The sequence below is a fragment of the Kitasatospora sp. NPDC050463 genome, assembly GCF_040655255.1.
Classification (GTDB): Bacteria; Actinomycetota; Actinomycetes; order Streptomycetales; family Streptomycetaceae; genus Kitasatospora.
Window position 1 is genome coordinate 96,025 of sequence record NZ_JBFAJO010000001.1, and the last position, 14,485, is coordinate 110,509.

12 protein-coding genes and 1 tRNA gene are annotated in these 14,485 nt (G+C 73.7%); 3 read left to right on the top strand and 10 right to left on the bottom strand.

Features of this window, described 5'->3' with window-relative positions; all coding sequences use genetic code 11:
* Positions 1–151: 151 nt before the first annotated feature.
* Together AB0J08_RS00405 and AB0J08_RS00410 are read right to left on the bottom strand one after the other, a co-directional pair.
* The gene (locus tag AB0J08_RS00405; protein ID WP_360624391.1) at positions 152–1,744 is read right to left on the bottom strand and encodes a DHA2 family efflux MFS transporter permease subunit; all 1,593 of its coding nucleotides are present in this window, start codon (positions 1,742–1,744) and stop codon (positions 152–154) included.
* Positions 1,745–1,865: 121 nt separating this feature from the next.
* Complete coding sequence (locus tag AB0J08_RS00410; RefSeq protein ID WP_360624394.1) at positions 1,866–2,447, bottom strand: NAD(P)H-dependent oxidoreductase; 582 nt, start codon at positions 2,445–2,447, stop codon at positions 1,866–1,868.
* Positions 2,448–2,563: 116 nt separating this feature from the next.
* Between AB0J08_RS00410 and AB0J08_RS00415 the strand changes: the two genes are divergently transcribed.
* A complete protein-coding gene (locus AB0J08_RS00415; protein ID WP_360624397.1) occupies positions 2,564–3,223 on the top strand; it encodes a TetR/AcrR family transcriptional regulator in 660 nt (219 codons plus the stop codon).
* A gap of 120 nt (positions 3,224–3,343) precedes the next feature.
* On the opposite strand, the gene galE is transcribed toward AB0J08_RS00415, so the two are convergent.
* The 4 genes from galE to AB0J08_RS00435 form a co-directional block, all read right to left on the bottom strand.
* A complete protein-coding gene (gene galE, locus AB0J08_RS00420; protein ID WP_360624400.1) occupies positions 3,344–4,306 on the bottom strand; it encodes a UDP-glucose 4-epimerase GalE in 963 nt (320 codons plus the stop codon).
* Between the two features lie 143 nt (positions 4,307–4,449).
* Complete coding sequence (locus tag AB0J08_RS00425) at positions 4,450–5,118, bottom strand: LuxR C-terminal-related transcriptional regulator (protein ID WP_360624403.1); 669 nt, start codon at positions 5,116–5,118, stop codon at positions 4,450–4,452.
* Positions 5,119–5,288: 170 nt separating this feature from the next.
* Positions 5,289–5,361 (bottom strand) — tRNA-Thr (locus AB0J08_RS00430).
* A gap of 145 nt (positions 5,362–5,506) precedes the next feature.
* Positions 5,507–5,917 carry a helix-turn-helix domain-containing protein gene (locus AB0J08_RS00435; protein WP_360624406.1) on the bottom strand — a complete coding sequence of 137 codons (411 nt, stop codon included), beginning with the start codon at positions 5,915–5,917 and terminating at the stop codon, positions 5,507–5,509.
* A 165-nt stretch (positions 5,918–6,082) separates the two neighbouring features.
* On the opposite strand from AB0J08_RS00435, the gene AB0J08_RS00440 reads away from it, so the two are divergent.
* Positions 6,083–6,688, top strand: coding sequence for a flavodoxin family protein (locus tag AB0J08_RS00440; RefSeq protein ID WP_360624409.1), 606 nt, complete (start codon positions 6,083–6,085; stop codon positions 6,686–6,688).
* A gap of 76 nt (positions 6,689–6,764) precedes the next feature.
* Here the strand turns inward: AB0J08_RS00440 and AB0J08_RS00445 are convergent, their stop codons facing one another.
* From AB0J08_RS00445 to AB0J08_RS00460, 4 genes are all read right to left on the bottom strand, one after another.
* Positions 6,765–8,105 carry an MFS transporter gene (locus AB0J08_RS00445; RefSeq protein WP_360624412.1) on the bottom strand — a complete coding sequence of 447 codons (1,341 nt, stop codon included), beginning with the start codon at positions 8,103–8,105 and terminating at the stop codon, positions 6,765–6,767.
* A gap of 160 nt (positions 8,106–8,265) precedes the next feature.
* Positions 8,266–9,591 (bottom strand): type VII secretion-associated serine protease mycosin, encoded by a 1,326-nt coding sequence (mycP, locus tag AB0J08_RS00450; RefSeq protein ID WP_360624415.1) that lies wholly within the window; start codon positions 9,589–9,591, stop codon positions 8,266–8,268.
* A 235-nt stretch (positions 9,592–9,826) separates the two neighbouring features.
* On the bottom strand, positions 9,827–11,473 hold the full coding sequence (locus tag AB0J08_RS00455) for a WXG100 family type VII secretion target (RefSeq protein WP_360624418.1): 1,647 nt from the start codon (positions 11,471–11,473) through the stop codon (positions 9,827–9,829).
* Between the two features lie 43 nt (positions 11,474–11,516).
* Positions 11,517–12,095, bottom strand: a complete 579-nt coding sequence (locus AB0J08_RS00460) for a hypothetical protein (RefSeq protein WP_360624421.1) — start codon at positions 12,093–12,095, stop codon at positions 11,517–11,519.
* A gap of 364 nt (positions 12,096–12,459) precedes the next feature.
* Here AB0J08_RS00460 and AB0J08_RS00465 point away from each other — a divergent pair, with 364 nt between their 5' ends.
* Positions 12,460–14,454 (top strand): FUSC family protein, encoded by a 1,995-nt coding sequence (locus AB0J08_RS00465; protein WP_360624424.1) that lies wholly within the window; start codon positions 12,460–12,462, stop codon positions 14,452–14,454.
* Positions 14,455–14,485: the final 31 nt, after the last annotated feature.

The window sequence follows — 14,485 nt, forward strand, 5'->3', positions numbered from 1 at the left end:
CGGAGCGCCGACCCGTCCCACCGCCATGGCCCGGGTACTGCTCCGCCGCCCACGCCCCGGCTCCCGGGAGGACCAAAGCACCGACCCCCACCGGTACCGGAATCAGCGTACGGGGTGGGGGACGGCTCGGTGGGGGTTTGGTGAAGTTTCGTCAGGAGGTGCGAACTTGGCGTGACTTGGTACCTCCGGTGGCGTCCCGCGACGCGCTCCGGGAGAGTCCGGCGGCGTCCCGCGACGCGCTCCGGGAGAGTCCGGCGGCGTCCCGCGACGCGCTCCGGGAGAGCAGCAGCGCGGGCAGCAGGGCCAGCGCGAGCAGTGCGACGGCCCATCCGTAGGTCTCCCGGAAGGCCTCCGCGAGGCCGGGGGCGAGCGCGGCCCGCGCCGCCGGGTCCAGGGCCCGCACGGCGGCCAGGCCCCCGTCGGCCGCACCGGGCAGCCGGTCGGCCAGCGCCGCGGACAGGAGGGCGGACATCAGCGCGGTGCCGACCGAGCCGGAGACCTGCTGGACGATGGTGACCAGGGTGCTGGCCGCCGGGACCTCCACCGGGGCGACGCTGCGGGTGGCAGCCGCCATGGCGGGCATCAGCGTCATGCCGATACCGGTCCCCATCACCACCAGGGCGGCGACCAGGTGCCAGTACGGGGTGTCGGCGCCGACCTGGACGGTGAAACCGAGGAAACCGGCGGTGGCCACCAGGACACCGGCGAGCACGATCCGGCCCGGCGCGAAGCGGTCGGCCAGCCGCCCGGCGAACTGCATCGTGATGCCGGTGGCGAGCGCCTGCGGGATGCCCAGCAGGCCGACCTCGGTCGCGCTCTGGCCGCGCAGCAGCTGGTAGTAGAGCGGGAGCAGCAGCATCGAGCCGAAGTAGCCGCAGCCGAACAGGGCGATGGTGGCGGCGGGGGCGGCGAACGCCCGGCGGCCCAGGAGGCGCAGGTCGAGCAGCGGGTCACGGGTGGTCAGCGCCCGGACGACGAACCCGGCGACCAGGGCTGCCCCGGCCAGTACGGGCACCAGAGCGGCGGCGCCGGGGTTGCCGTGCCCGGCGCCCAGTCCGTAGATCAGCGCGGCCAGGCCCGGGGAGAGCATCAGCAGGCCCGGCAGGTCCAGCCGGCGGCCGGCCGCCGCGCCGGCGTCGCGGGGCAGCAGCCGGGCGGCCAGGCCGAGCGCGAGCGCGCCGAGCGGCAGGTTGATCAGGAAGACCCAGCGCCAGGAGGCCTCGTCGACCAGCCAGCCGCCCAGCACCGGCCCGGCGAGCGGGCCGATCAGCACGGGGATGCCGAGCACGCTCATGGTGCGCCCGGTGCGGGCCGGGTCGCAGGCCCGGAGCAGCACGGTCATCCCGACCGGCATCACCATGCCGCCGCCCAGCCCCTGGAGCACCCGGAAGGCGATCAGCGACGGGGCGTCCCAGGCCGCGCCGGCCAGCAGCGAGCCGAGCACGAAGAGGGTGAGCGCGGTCAGGTAGAGGCGCCGGGCGCCGAAGCGTCCGATCGCCCAGGCGGTGACCGGCGTGACGGTGGCGAGCGCGAGGGTGTAGCCGGTGGTGACCCACTGGATGGTGGCCAGCGGGGCCCGGAAGTCCTCGGCGAGGCGGTTGAGCGCGACGTTGACGATCGTGGTGTCGAGGACGGTCATCAGCGAACCGAGGACCACGACCGCGGCGATCGCCGCGGTGCGCGGGCCGGGCGCGGTGGCGGCCCCGGCGGTGGCGGGTGCGGCGGTGCCTGTGGTGGTGCTCATCGGGTCCCCCTGGCTGACGGGCTTCGGGCGGTCGGTCGTCGGGTCAGGCGCCGTACGGGCGGGTGCCGGTCAGGCGCCGTACGGGCGGGTGCCGGTCAGGCGCCGTACGGGCGGGTGCCGGTCAGGCGCCGTACGGGCGGGCGGCGCGGGCGTCCCGCAGCGTGTGGGCCCACCAGGTGAGCTGGTCGAGCATGCCCTTGGCGGCGCCGTTCGGGACGGTCGGGTCGACGGGCTCGCCGTCCTCCCCGAAGGCGGCCCAGACGCCGTGGAAGCTGACGGAGTCCCGGACGGTGACGGTGTGCAGCTCGGCGAAGATCAGCCGGAGCTGCTCGACCGCGCGCAGCCCGCCGCCGAGGCCACCGTAGGAGACGAAGCCGACCGGCTTGGCCTGCCACTCGGCGCGGTGCCAGTCGATGGCGTTCTTCAGCACGGCGGGGAAGCTGTGGTTGTACTCGGGCGTGATCACCACGAAGGCGTCCGCGGCGGCCAGCCGCGGCGAGAGCGCGGCGAGGCACTGGGCCTGCTCGGCGGTGGGCTCCTCGCCCAGGTGCGGCAGCGGGTGGTCGGCCAGGTCGATGACGTCGAGGTCGAGATCGGCCCGGTGCCCGGCGGTGCGCAGGAACCACTCGGCGACGGTGGGCGCGACACGGCCCTGGCGGCTGCTGCCGACGATGACGGCGACGCGGTACGGGGTCTCGGACATGACGGTCTCCACAGGTTTCACTGGACGGCCGCCCGATCGGACGGCACGTCAGGTAAAGTACAACGTGTATGGCAATAGGTACAACGCTTACTGCAAACTTCTTTGGGAGACCCCCGATGACCAGTAGGAACGAAGCTGCGCCCGCACCTCGCCGGGGGCTGGCCGAGAAGCGGCAGGCCATCACCCGGGCCGCCCGGACGGTCTTCGGCCGGGACGGCTACTCCCGCGCCAGCATCGACGCCATCGCCGCGGAGGCCGGGGTGTCCACCCGCACCATCTACAACCACTTCGCCGGCAAGGAGCTGCTGTTCCGAACCGTCGTCCAGGAGAGCGCGGGGGAGGTCAGCGACGCCCAGCTGGACGTCATCGAACGCCATCTGGCCAAGGTCACCGACCTGGAGACGGACCTCGTCACCTTGGGCCTGGACTGGGTGGCGGCACTCACCACCTTCGCCGACCACTTTGCGCTGGTCCGGCAGATCAACGCCGAGGCGGCCCACCTCCCGAAGGACCTGCTGGACGCCTGGCAGGCCACCGGACCGCGCCGGGCCATGATCGAACTCGGCATCCGGTTCGGCGAGTTGGCCGACCAGGGCCTGATGGACGCGCCCGACCCGGCGCGCGCCGCCCAGCACTTCGTCCTGCTCGTCGGGAGCGAGGTCACCCAGCGCTCCTACTGGGGCGCGCATCCGCTCGCCCCGTCGGAGACCGAGGAGATCGTCACCGCCGGCGTGCAGGCCTTCCTGCGCGCCTATGCCGCCCGCCCGGCGCGGTAGCGCGCGGCCGCCGGCGCGCGGAAACGCCGAAGCGCCGGGAGGTCCGGGCCGCGCGCGGGAACGACGAAGCGCCGCCCCCGGAGCGGGAACGGCGCTTCGTCCGCGGGCGCGGGCCGCCGTCTACAGGCCGTTCTTCTCCAGGGTGAACTTCCAGGCGTCGGCGACGATGTCGTCCAGGTTCGGGCGGCTCGGGGTCCAGCCCAGCGCCTGGTGGGCGCGCTCGGCGGAGGCCACCAGCACGGCCGGGTCGCCGGCGCGGCGGCCCGAGGTGACCACCGGGATCTCCCGGCCGGTGACCCGCTTGACCGACTCGATCACCTCGCGCACCGAGAAGCCGCTGCCGTTGCCCAGGTTGCAGATCAGGTGCTCGCCCGGCTTGGCGGCGTCCAGCGCCAGCAGGTGCGCCTCGGCCAGGTCCGCGACGTGGATGTAGTCGCGGACGCAGGTGCCGTCCTCGGTCGGGTAGTCGTCGCCGTACACCGCGATGTGCTCGCGCTGCCCGAGCGCGGCCTGGAAGACCAGCGGGATCAGGTGCGACTCGGGGTCGTGCCGCTCGCCGTACGCACCGTACGCGCCGGCCACGTTGAAGTAGCGCAGCGAGACGGCGGCCAGGCCGTGGGCGACGGCCTCACTGGTGATCAGGTGGTCGACGGCCAGCTTGGTGGCGCCGTAGGTGTTGGTGGGCGCCGTGCGGGCGGTCTCCGCGATCGGCACCGCCTCCGGCTCGCCGTAGGTGGCGGCGGTGGAGGAGAACACCAGCTTGCGCACGCCCGCCGCGCGCATCGCGCTGATCAGCTCCAGCGAGCCGGCCACGTTGTTGCGCCAGTACTTCTCCGGGTCCGCGACCGACTCGCCGACCTGCGAGGAGGCGGCGAAGTGCAGCACCCCGTCGAAGGAGGCGTCCAGCACCGCGGCGGCCTCCTGGATCCGGCCCCGCACGAACTCCGCACCGGCCGGCACGCCCTCACGGAAGCCGGTGGAGAGGTCGTCCAGGACGGTCACCTGGTGTCCCGCCTCCAGCAGGTGGGCGGCGACCACGCTGCCGACATAGCCGGCGCCACCCGTGACCAGGTACTTACTCATGATGAGACCTCCAGCGGGCGATGGTCCGCCGGTGGGCGGCCATCGGTGACGTACATACGACTGTGGCCCATTGTCCCCGGCCGCCGGAGTGCTCCGGACCGCACTCCCGACCGCCTCCCCGAGGCGCCGGTCGGGCCGCCCGGTCAGTCCCGCGCCATCCGCTCCAGCAGCCCCGTCCGGGCGGCCACCGCCGCAGCCTCCAGCCGAGTGCGCGCACCGAGCTTCATGAGCACCCGCTGGACGTGCGTCCGGGCGGTACTGGCCGCGATCCGCATCCCGGCCGCGATCGCCGCGGTGTCCTCGCCGTCCGCGATCCGGGCCAGCACCTCGACCTCACGGCGGGTCAGCAGCCGCAGCAGCCGGAGCGCTTCGTCGTCCGGCTCCACCGCCGGCCGCAGCAACTGGTCGAAGGCCCCGCGGAGCACGTCCACCGCGACCGCCGCCTCCCCGGCCCGCGCCCGCCCGATGGCCCGCTCGACCACCTCGATCCGCTCGTCACTGGGCACGTACCCCGCCGCGCCCGCGGCGAACGCACTTGCCACGCCCCGGAGTTCACCGACCGGTCCGAGCACGATCACGGCCACCTCGGGCCGCTCCCGGCGAATCCTGCGCAGCCCCTCGAAGGCGCCGGGCTCGGCCGGTCCGGCCACCCCGAGCAGGCACACCTCGGGCCTGCGCCCGGCCACCAGGTCGGCGGCGGACCCGGCCGGCGAGCCGACCGCGAGCACCCGGTGGCCGCGTAACTGGAGCGCGGCGGCCAGCGCCTCGGCCAGCAACCGATGGTCGTCGACCACCACGAGCCGAACGCCCATGACACCCTCCCGGTCGGGGTCCGGCTCCGCGCCCGCACCCGGTGGGGCGGGCGGCCGATGACGCACCATCACAGCGCATTCCGTACCCGACCGCTAGCCCGCCTCCGTGCCGGCACCGACGGGCGGCAACGAAAAAGACCCTCGCCGTTGGGCGAGGGTCTTTCACTTTGAGCCCCCATGCGGAATCGAACCGCAGACCTTCTCCTTACCATGGAGACGCTCTACCGACTGAGCTATAGGGGCGAACCGGTCGAACAAGGAAGACATTACACGGCCGACGGCCCGGAAGGGAAATCGGCTCCGGTCACCCGCCCGGGGGCGCCCGACCCCTCGCCGAAGGCAGCGCGCGACGCCGCCGCAGGATGCGCCGCACCCGTCGCACGGCCGGTCAGGCGTCGGGGTGCGCCCGGTCGAACGCCTCGCGCGCGACGAGCATCTGCGCCGTCCGCTCCTGCGTCCAGCGACCGACCGGCACCAGCAGCCCGGCCAGCTCCCGGCCGAGCGGCAGCAGGTCGTAGACCACCCGCGGCGGCGTCTCGGGGTGGACGGTGCGCCGCACCAGGCCGTTGCGCTCCAAGGTGCGCAGCGACTGGGTGAGCATCTTGCGACTGACCCCGTCCACCCCGCGCTGCAGCTCCGAGAACCGCTGCGGACCGAACTCGCCGAGGCTCATCAGGATCAGCATCGACCACTTGTCCGCCAGGTCCGCGAGCATCGCGCGACTCGGACAGAGCTGGGCGAAGACATCGAGCTCCTGGGCCTGCCCGGCCCCGGCCTGGGACTGCTCCCGTGTCGTCATGCCCTCCAGGGTAGCCCCCGGTCTCCAATCCGCCCTTGGTAACCATTGGAGACTTGGTCTATATTGGAGACCAAGGAGCCGGACACCACGTCCCCTCCCCTGCCCGTCCCGGCTTCCCGCCATGTCGCCGCCCCATTTCCCCGAGCCCCGCCGAGGAGCACCCTCATGACCGCCATCCGCCCGACCGTCGCCATCGCCTACCACTCCGGCTACGGCCACACCGCCGTCATCGCCGAGGCCGTCGCCCGCGGCGCCGCCGCCACCGGCGCCGAGGTCGTCTCCATCGCGGTCGACACCATCACCGAGGAGCAGTGGGCCCGGCTGGACACCGCGGACGCGATCGTCTTCGGCTCGCCCACCTACATGGGCACCGCCTCCGGCGCCTTCCACACCTTCGCCGAGGCCAGCAGCAAGCGCTGGTTCGGCGACGCCTGGCTGGACAAGGTCGCCGCCGGCTTCACCAACTCCGCCTCCAAGAGCGGCGACAAGTCCGGCACCCTCGGCTTCTTCCAGACCCTCGCCGCCCAGCACGGCATGAACTGGGTCAACCTGGGCCTCAAGCCGGGCTGGAACTCCTCGACCGGCACCGAGAACGACATCAACCGCCTCGGCTTCTTCGCCGGTGCCGCCGCCTCCACCCCGTCCGACGGCGGCGCCGACGCCGTGCACAAGGCCGACATCGCCACCGCCGAACACCTCGGCGACCGGGTCGCCAAGCACACCGCGATCCTGCTGGCCGGCCGCGCCGCCCACGCCGCCGCCACCGTCTGACCCGACCGGACACCCGACCGGGCCTGCTCGCACCACCGACCCGAGAGGCCCGGACCGGCATCGCGCCCACCCCGCGCTACGCCGCCCGGTCCGCCCCCAGAACGGGCACCGGGCGGCGTCCGCCGTCCGCCCCGGCCACCGCGAGGTCCGTACCGCTGGTCTCCGGCAACAGCCGCAGGCAGAGCAGCGACACCAGCCCCAGCGCCGCCAGGTACCAGCCGACCGGCTCCGCCGTCCCGTACACGTCGGTCAGCCTGGTCGCGATCAGCGGCGTGGTCGCACCGCCCACCACCCCGCCCAGGTTGTACGTCAACGCGGCCCCCGTGTACCGCACCCGGGTCGGGAAGAGCTCCGGCAGATACGCCGCCACCGGCCCGAGCAGACACCCCAGCACCACCATCGACCCCGCCAGGGCCAGGAACATCAGCGGCCGGCGCACCGTCTCCAGCAGCGGGAACAGCAGCAGCGACCAGAACACCGCGAGCCCCGTCGCCGCCTGCAGCGTCCGTCGGCGCCCCCACCGGTCACTGCGCCGCGCACTCACCCAGACCGTCGCGGCCATGCCCACCGCACCCACCAGCAGCATCGACAGCACCAGCGTGCTCGGCACCCCGAGCCCGGTCGTCGCATACGCCAGCGCGTAGGTGGTGGTCAGGTAGAACAGCGCGTACCCCACGGTGATCACACCGCAGCCGATCAGCACCGTCCGCCAGTGCCCGCGCAGGACCTCCAGCACCGGTGGCCGCTCCCGCACCTCACCGGCCCGGAACAGCGGCGTCTCCTCGATCCGCAGCCGTACGAACAGCCCCACCGCCACCAGCGCCAACGACGCCAGGAACGGCACCCTCCAGCCCCAACCGTGGAACGCCCGCTCGTCCAGCGTCAGCTGGAGCACCAGGAAGACCCCGTTGGCGAGCGCGAACCCGCTGGTCGGCCCCAGCTGCAGGAACGCCCCGTACCGCCCGCGCCGACCGGCCGGCGCGTTCTCCGCGATCAGCAGCGCGGCCCCGCCCCACTCCCCGCCGAGCCCCACCCCCTGGCAGACCCGCAACGCCACCAGCGCGGCCGGCGCCCACCACCCCCACGCCCCGTACCCCGGCAGCACCCCGACCAGCACCGTCGACAGACCCATCAGCAGCAGCGACACCACCAGCGTCGCCCGACGCCCCAGCCGGTCCCCGAAGTGCCCGAACACCACCGCCCCCAGCGGCCGGGCCAGGAACGCCACCGCGTACACCGAGAACGCCGCCAACAACGCGCCCACAGTGCTCAGTTCCGGAAAGAACACCCCGCCGAAGACCAGCGCGGCCGCCGCCCCGTAGATGAAGAAGTCGTAGAACTCGATCGCCGTACCGATCAGCGCCGCCGCCGCGACCCGGCGCAACTGCGCCGCCCGGCAGGCTTCCTGCGTATCCATACCGCCACCCTGGCGACCACCGCACCACCGCGACAGCACCCACCCGGGTGACGGCAGCGCACGGCCGGCGCCCCACGCCCGCCCCGCACCCCGTCACCACCCACGACGACTGCCCGGCCACCGGGGCTCACCCCAGCGGCCGGGCAGTCGCACCGACTCCCTACCGGGCGTACGGATTGTCACTCGGCGGAGCCGGCGGCTCGTACGCCGGCGGCACCGACGGAGCCCCGGGCCCGGCCTGCTGCTGCGGCGGCTGCCCCGGAACGTGCGGGTACCCCACCGGAGCCGGCGGCGCCGCCGCCGCCTGCGGAGCGGTGGCGGCCCGTCGGCGCAGCACGAAGAACACGACGCCCGCCACGACCGCCAGCCCGACGACCACCGCGACGACGATCGGCATCGCGCTGCCGGAGTCGGCCGCCTTGTCGGCCTGCGGCTGCGCGGTCGGGGGCTGCGCGGTCGGGGGCTGCGCGGCCGGCGCCGGTGAGCTGTCCGTGCCCTGCGCGGTGGGCGCGGCCGACGAGGGCTTCGCCGTGGCCGAGGGGGCCGACGACGACGGGGCGGCCGTCGGCGCGGCCCCGCCGACCGGCGCCTCGGGGATCGGGTTCACATCCGCGGGCCCCGGGTCACCCGGCGTGGTCAGCGCCACCCGGGGCCGGACGGCGCCGTAGCCGACGTTGTCGGCGCGGGCGGCACCGTCGCTCGGCTTCCCCGCGGTGTTGATGAGCACCCGCAGCACCTGGTTCGCGGTCCAGTCGGGGTGCACCGCCCAGACCAAGGCCGCGGAGGCGGAGACCAGCGCGGTAGCGTCCGACGTGCCGTGCCCCTTGCAGTAACCCGAATTGGCCGTACACGCGTTGAAGATGTCGATCCCCGGCGCGACGAGGTCCACCTGGGGCCCCTGCTCGGACTCCGCGGTGACGTTCCCCTCGCGGTCGACGGCACCGATGCCGAGCACTCCTGGGAGTGCGGCGGGGTATTGCAGTGGATTGCCTGACTGCGCCGAGTTCCCGACGCCCGCCACCACCAGAGATCCCTTGGCCTGTGCGTGGTCCACAGCCGCCTTGAGACCTGCGATGTCGTCGGTCGACAGCCGCGCAGCCGATGTCGCCTGCGAGATGCTGATCACCTTCGCGCCCTGATCGGCCGCGTAGACGATGCCCTGGTCGATCTGGTTGAGGAACTCCGACGAGCTGACACCGGCCGCGTTGTCATTGTTCTTGATCTTGATCGGCAGCACCTTGGCGCCTGGAGCCAGCCCGTACGCTCCGTTGCCGTTCATGCCTTTGCCAGAGCCGACGACCAGCGCAGCCATCTCGGTCCCGTGGCTCTCGGTGTAGCTTCCGACTCCACCGGGAAGGCCGCTGAAGTCCTTCCCCGGCAGCAGCTGCCCGGCCAGATCGGGATGGTCCAGCTTGAAGCCGCTGTCGATCACGGCCACGGTGACACCCTGCCCGTTGCTGACCTTCCACATCTCCGATGCCTTCATGGCATCGAGGTGCCACTGCTGTTCACGGATTGAGTCGGCCACAGCAACCGGAGCCACCACGGCTCCCGTGATCACACCTGCTGCCAAGAACGCGGAGGCGAAGCACCACCTACGCGTCCCGTCACCCGTCCGCCGCATTCCCGCTCCTCGTTGTCGCCCCGTCACCGAGGACCATGCCCCGGACAGCACTGCCCGGCCACCGGGAGAGCCCAGTGGCCGGGCAGTCGTAACAGTCCTACTCAATCACGCCCGGATTGCTCTGCGGCGTACCGTTCGTCCAGGTCTCTTCGTCCTCGTGCAGGTAGTCGGCGCGATTGCGGCGCTCGCGCTCGCTCTTGCCTGCGCCACCCGCCATGCCGGGACCGCCCGACATGCCGTTCTGCCCCGAACGCGACCCGTTCTCCGCGCCCGCGCCCGCACCTGCCGCCCGACTCCGCAGACCGGTGCCGCCGGGCGTGAACGCGCCGCCGGCGGCCGGTCCCTTGGAACCGCCGACCGTGCCGCCGCCGGTCGAGGTCAGGCCCCGCCCGCGCGCGCTGCCGCCGGAGGCCCCGCCGCCGTGACCGCCGCCCCCGCCCGGGTGCATGCCGCCGCCCGAACCGCCCATGCCGTTGCCGGCTCCGGAACGGCCGCCGCCTTGGGCCTCACGGGATCCGAAGACCCCCTGCCCGCCACCGGGCACCCCGGGTGTGGTGCTCTTCGAGGGAAGCGTGCCGCCGCCGAAGGTGCTCGTCCGGCCCGAGGCCGGACCAGTGCCCTTGGGCGGGAGCGATCCGCCGCCACCGCCGGTGGGACCGAAGGGGTTGAACGGCAGGGGCCCGCCGCCGGGCGGACCACCAGGGCCGACCGGCTGGGTGTGCGGACCGCCCGGAATGTTCGGCGGCAGGCTGCCGCCGCCACCCGGCCCGACGGGACCGGTCTGGCCGGGAACGGTCGGCAGGGTCGGCACGCTGTCGATGCCGGTGCCCGGGCGGTCGCCCGGGTACGTCGGCACCGGCGCCGGCAGCGGCGAACCCGGGTCGTGCGGCAGCGGCGCCGGTCCGGTGTGCGGCGGGACGGGGTCGATGTGCCCCGGCCCACTCGGGTCCTGCGGGCCCGGCACGGACGGACGGGGAGCCACCGAGCCGCCGCCTCCACCACCGCCGCCGGGCGGGCTGTAGCTCCCGCCTCCACCGCCGACACCCCCATGGGGCCTGCTGGTGTAGCTGCCCGAGCCCGTTCCACCGCCCCCTCCGGTACCGACCTCCTCGCTGCTGCCGACTCCGCCACCCTCACCCGGTGTCCCCGGCAGGGGCGGCAGTTCGAGCGAGTTCAGCTTCGTGGTCGCCGCCTCATAGGCCTGCGCCAGTTTCACCATCTGGTTGATGGCTTCCTGGTGCTCCTGCTCGACCTTCTTCTGCGCCTTCTGCGCCTCGGCCGCGGTCACCCAGTTGGAGTCGACCCGCTTCATGATCTCGTCGGCGGAACTGCCCACACCGCCGTACTTGATCTCCAGCACCGGAGTGATGGTCGGGCACGGCTGCTTGTTGTGCTTGTCGACCGTCGCCACCTCGGTCTTCGGCACCTCGGGCACCGCGGTCTTCGCGGTGCTGAGCGCCTCACCCGCCTGGTGCATCGCGTCGCCGGCACCAGTGGAGTAGTCGCCGATCAGCGCCGCCGACTTGTGGAAGTTCCCGGCCCAGGTCTTGAAGCTCTCGGCTGCGGGCCCCTCCCAGGCGATCTGGTCGACATGCGCCTTGAGCGCCTGGCTGAGCTCCTTCAGAACCTTGCCGGCCGCCTGCAGCTGGGTACCTCGGCTGAGCACCTTGCCGGGGTCGGTGCCGGCGACCATGGCCTTGAGTTCTTCGTGCTTCTTGCCTTCGAAGTCTGTTCCGCCTGCCATTACTTACTCCCCGTCCTACCGAAACTCCCACCCTTGACCGGCATCAGAAGGCCACCTTCGGGCCCGGCCCGTTCGGCCCCGCCGCCGGGTGCGGCACACCAGCGTTCTTGGCGATGTTCGTCTGGGCGGCCGTCGTGTGCTCCTCGTTGCCGGCGTAGTTGCCCGCCGTCTTCGCCACCGCCGTCTTCATGGCCTCGATCTGGGAGACGAAGTCCTTGTGCAGCTTGACCAGGGCGTCGTGCGTCTTCCCGTACGCGGCCGTCAGGTCGGTGGACTGCGTGAAGCCCTTGCCGAAGTTGTCCGCGTGCAGCCGCTGCTCCTGGAGCTTGTACGGCGCGGCCTCCGAGCCCTCCATCGCCTGGAGCAGCGCCTCGATCTTCTTCGCGAAGGCGGTCAGCGTATCCAGCTCGATCTTGACGTTCTGACTGCCGAAAGCGGATACCAGCGCCGAGGCGCTGACGTTCGTCTGGGCGACACGAATGACGTTGTCGACCACGCCGGCCATGCCGAACATGCCGAGAATGCCGCTGTCATGACCGCCGAGCGAGAACGGCGTGTCGTCCGGAGTCGTCGTCACTCCGTTCGTCGTCCCGGCTTCTCCGCCCACTGGTGCGTCAGCCACCGCAAATCCACCTCTCCCCCGCGTGCGGGGCGGCCCCCTCGGGCCGCCGCACCGCAACACACCGTCAACTTCTCGGTCGTACAGTCGTACTCGACGCGCCATCCCTCGTTCGGCACAGCGGTCGCCTCGACCATCGTAGCCACCCGCTCCGTCACGTCGGCAGGGCCCGTGCCACGACTGAGCGCGATCGGTACGAACTTGACACGTACAAGGCCTCCGTGGACCCCACCCGGACGGCCGCTAGACTGGCCGGGTCCGGTTCGGCCGGGTACGACCTCATCTGCCGCGCAATGTCGCACAGCAGCGACCGCCGCCCCCGCCCACTCGCGTGCGGGCCGGCCTGCAGCGGAATGGATGTGATCACGTGCCGTCCAGATCGGCCGATCCCGTACGGCGGAGCACTCCCTGGTGGGCCCGGGCCGCCCGCCCGGCCCGGCCGCCGCTGCCGCTCGCGCTGATGGTGCGTGCGGCGGTCGGCATGGCGGTGCCGCTCGCGCTCGGGCAGCTCACCCACCGCCTGGACCTCGGCATCTTCGCCGGTCTCGGCGCGATGCACGCCACCATGAACGACCGCGTCGAACCCACCCGGCTGCGTGCCCCGCGGATCGCCTCCGCCGTCCTCGCCTCCGCGCTCGGCATGCTGATCGGCTCCGCCCTGCAGGAGTTCCACCCCGAGGGGCTCCACTCGACCGCCCTCGTCATCGGCGCGGCGCTCACCGCCACGGCGTTCGTGTCCGGTGCGCTGAGCGCCACGGGGCCGCGCGGGTCGGCGGCCGGGATGCTGCTGCTGGTCTCCGCCGCGCTGGGCAGCGGAATGCCGCTGGCCCGGCCGTGGTGGGCGGCGGCGCCGATGATGCTGGCCGGGGCCGCGTTCGTGATCCTGCTCGGCCTGCCGCGCAGCGGCTACCGCCGTCCCCGCGCCGATCCGCGCAACCGCGCGCTGGCCGCCGCGTACGACGCGCTCGGCCGCACCCTGGCCGACCTCGGCACCCCGCAGGGCGCCACCTCCCGCCAGGTCCTGACGGCCCGCCTGAACCAGCTCCAGGACCTCCTCCCGCCACCCCGCCCCCGGGCCCCCGAGTCCCCCCGCGCGGTCCGGCTCCGCCGGATGTACGAGGCGGCGCTGGCCGCCACCGAGGCGGCGAGCGGGCTGCTCTGGGCCTGGCGGCCGGTGCCGCCGGAGGTCGCCGCCGTCCCCGGGCGGCTGGCCCGCGCCGTCGAGCGCGGCGGCGGGGAGGTGGCGGTGCCCGACTGGCAGCCCGACACGCCGTCCCGGCAGGCCCTGGACGTGGCGCTGCGCGCCGCCGCCGAGACCGTCGCCGGGCGCGCGGCGGTGCTGGGCACCGCGCCGCCCCCGCCGCCGGACCCGTGGCGGCTGCGCGTGCGGCTGCTCTCCCGGGGGTCGGTCCGGTACGGCCTGCGGGTGGCGCTCTGCATCGCGGTCGGCTCGGCCGCCACCGCCTCGCTCCCGCTCAGCAAGAGCTACTGGGTGCCGATGACGATCGCCTTCGTGCTCAAGCCCGACCTCGGCTCGGTGTTCCTGCGCGCGGTCAGCCGCTCGATCGGCACGGTGCTGGGAGTGGCCGTGACGGCGGGGGTGCTCTCGCTCACCACCGACGCGTGGGCGCTGACCGTGATCGCCGCGTTCTGTGTGGCCCTGCTGCCGTACGCGACGGCGGCGCACTACGGTCTGAACACCGTCGTCATGACCCCGATGGCACTGATCCTGCTCCAGCTCGGCGGGCAGAGCAGCGCGGCCGAGTTCTGGCCGCGAGTCCTGGACACCGCGCTCGCGAGTGCGATCGTGCTGCTCTTCGGCTATCTGCTCTGGCCGGAACGCCCGCGGCACCGGATCGAGCCGCGCCTGGTCGACGCGGCCACCGCGCTCCGGGCCTACCTCGCCTCGGTCGCCGGCGGCGGAGCCCCCGTCACCGCCCCCGAAGCCCCCTCAGCCCCCGAATCCCCCACCACCCCGCCGGCCCCCGTCGCCGAGGTCTGGCTCCGCCGCACCGCCTATCGCGCCCTCGCCGAGGCCCGCCAGGAAGTGCAGCAGGGCCTGGCCGAGCCGCCGCCCACCGGCCGGCTCGCCGAGCAGTGGCTGCCCGCGACCGCCGCGCTGGAGCGGCTCAGCGGCGCGGTGGCGGCGTACGCGGCACAGATCCGGTACGGGGGCCGGGTCCCCGACCCGGGCGAGGTGGCCCGGGTCCGGCGGGCCCTGGACGATCTCACCGCGGCCGCCCGCGAGCACCGGCCGCCGACCCGGTCGGCGGCCCGCCCGACCCGGCCGCACGACCCGGCGCGCAGCGCGCTGGGCCGTGCGGCGGACGAACTCGAAACGCTCCTCGGCGGCCGGGGCTGACCGACGGCCGTCGAGGCCGGGCCGTCAATCC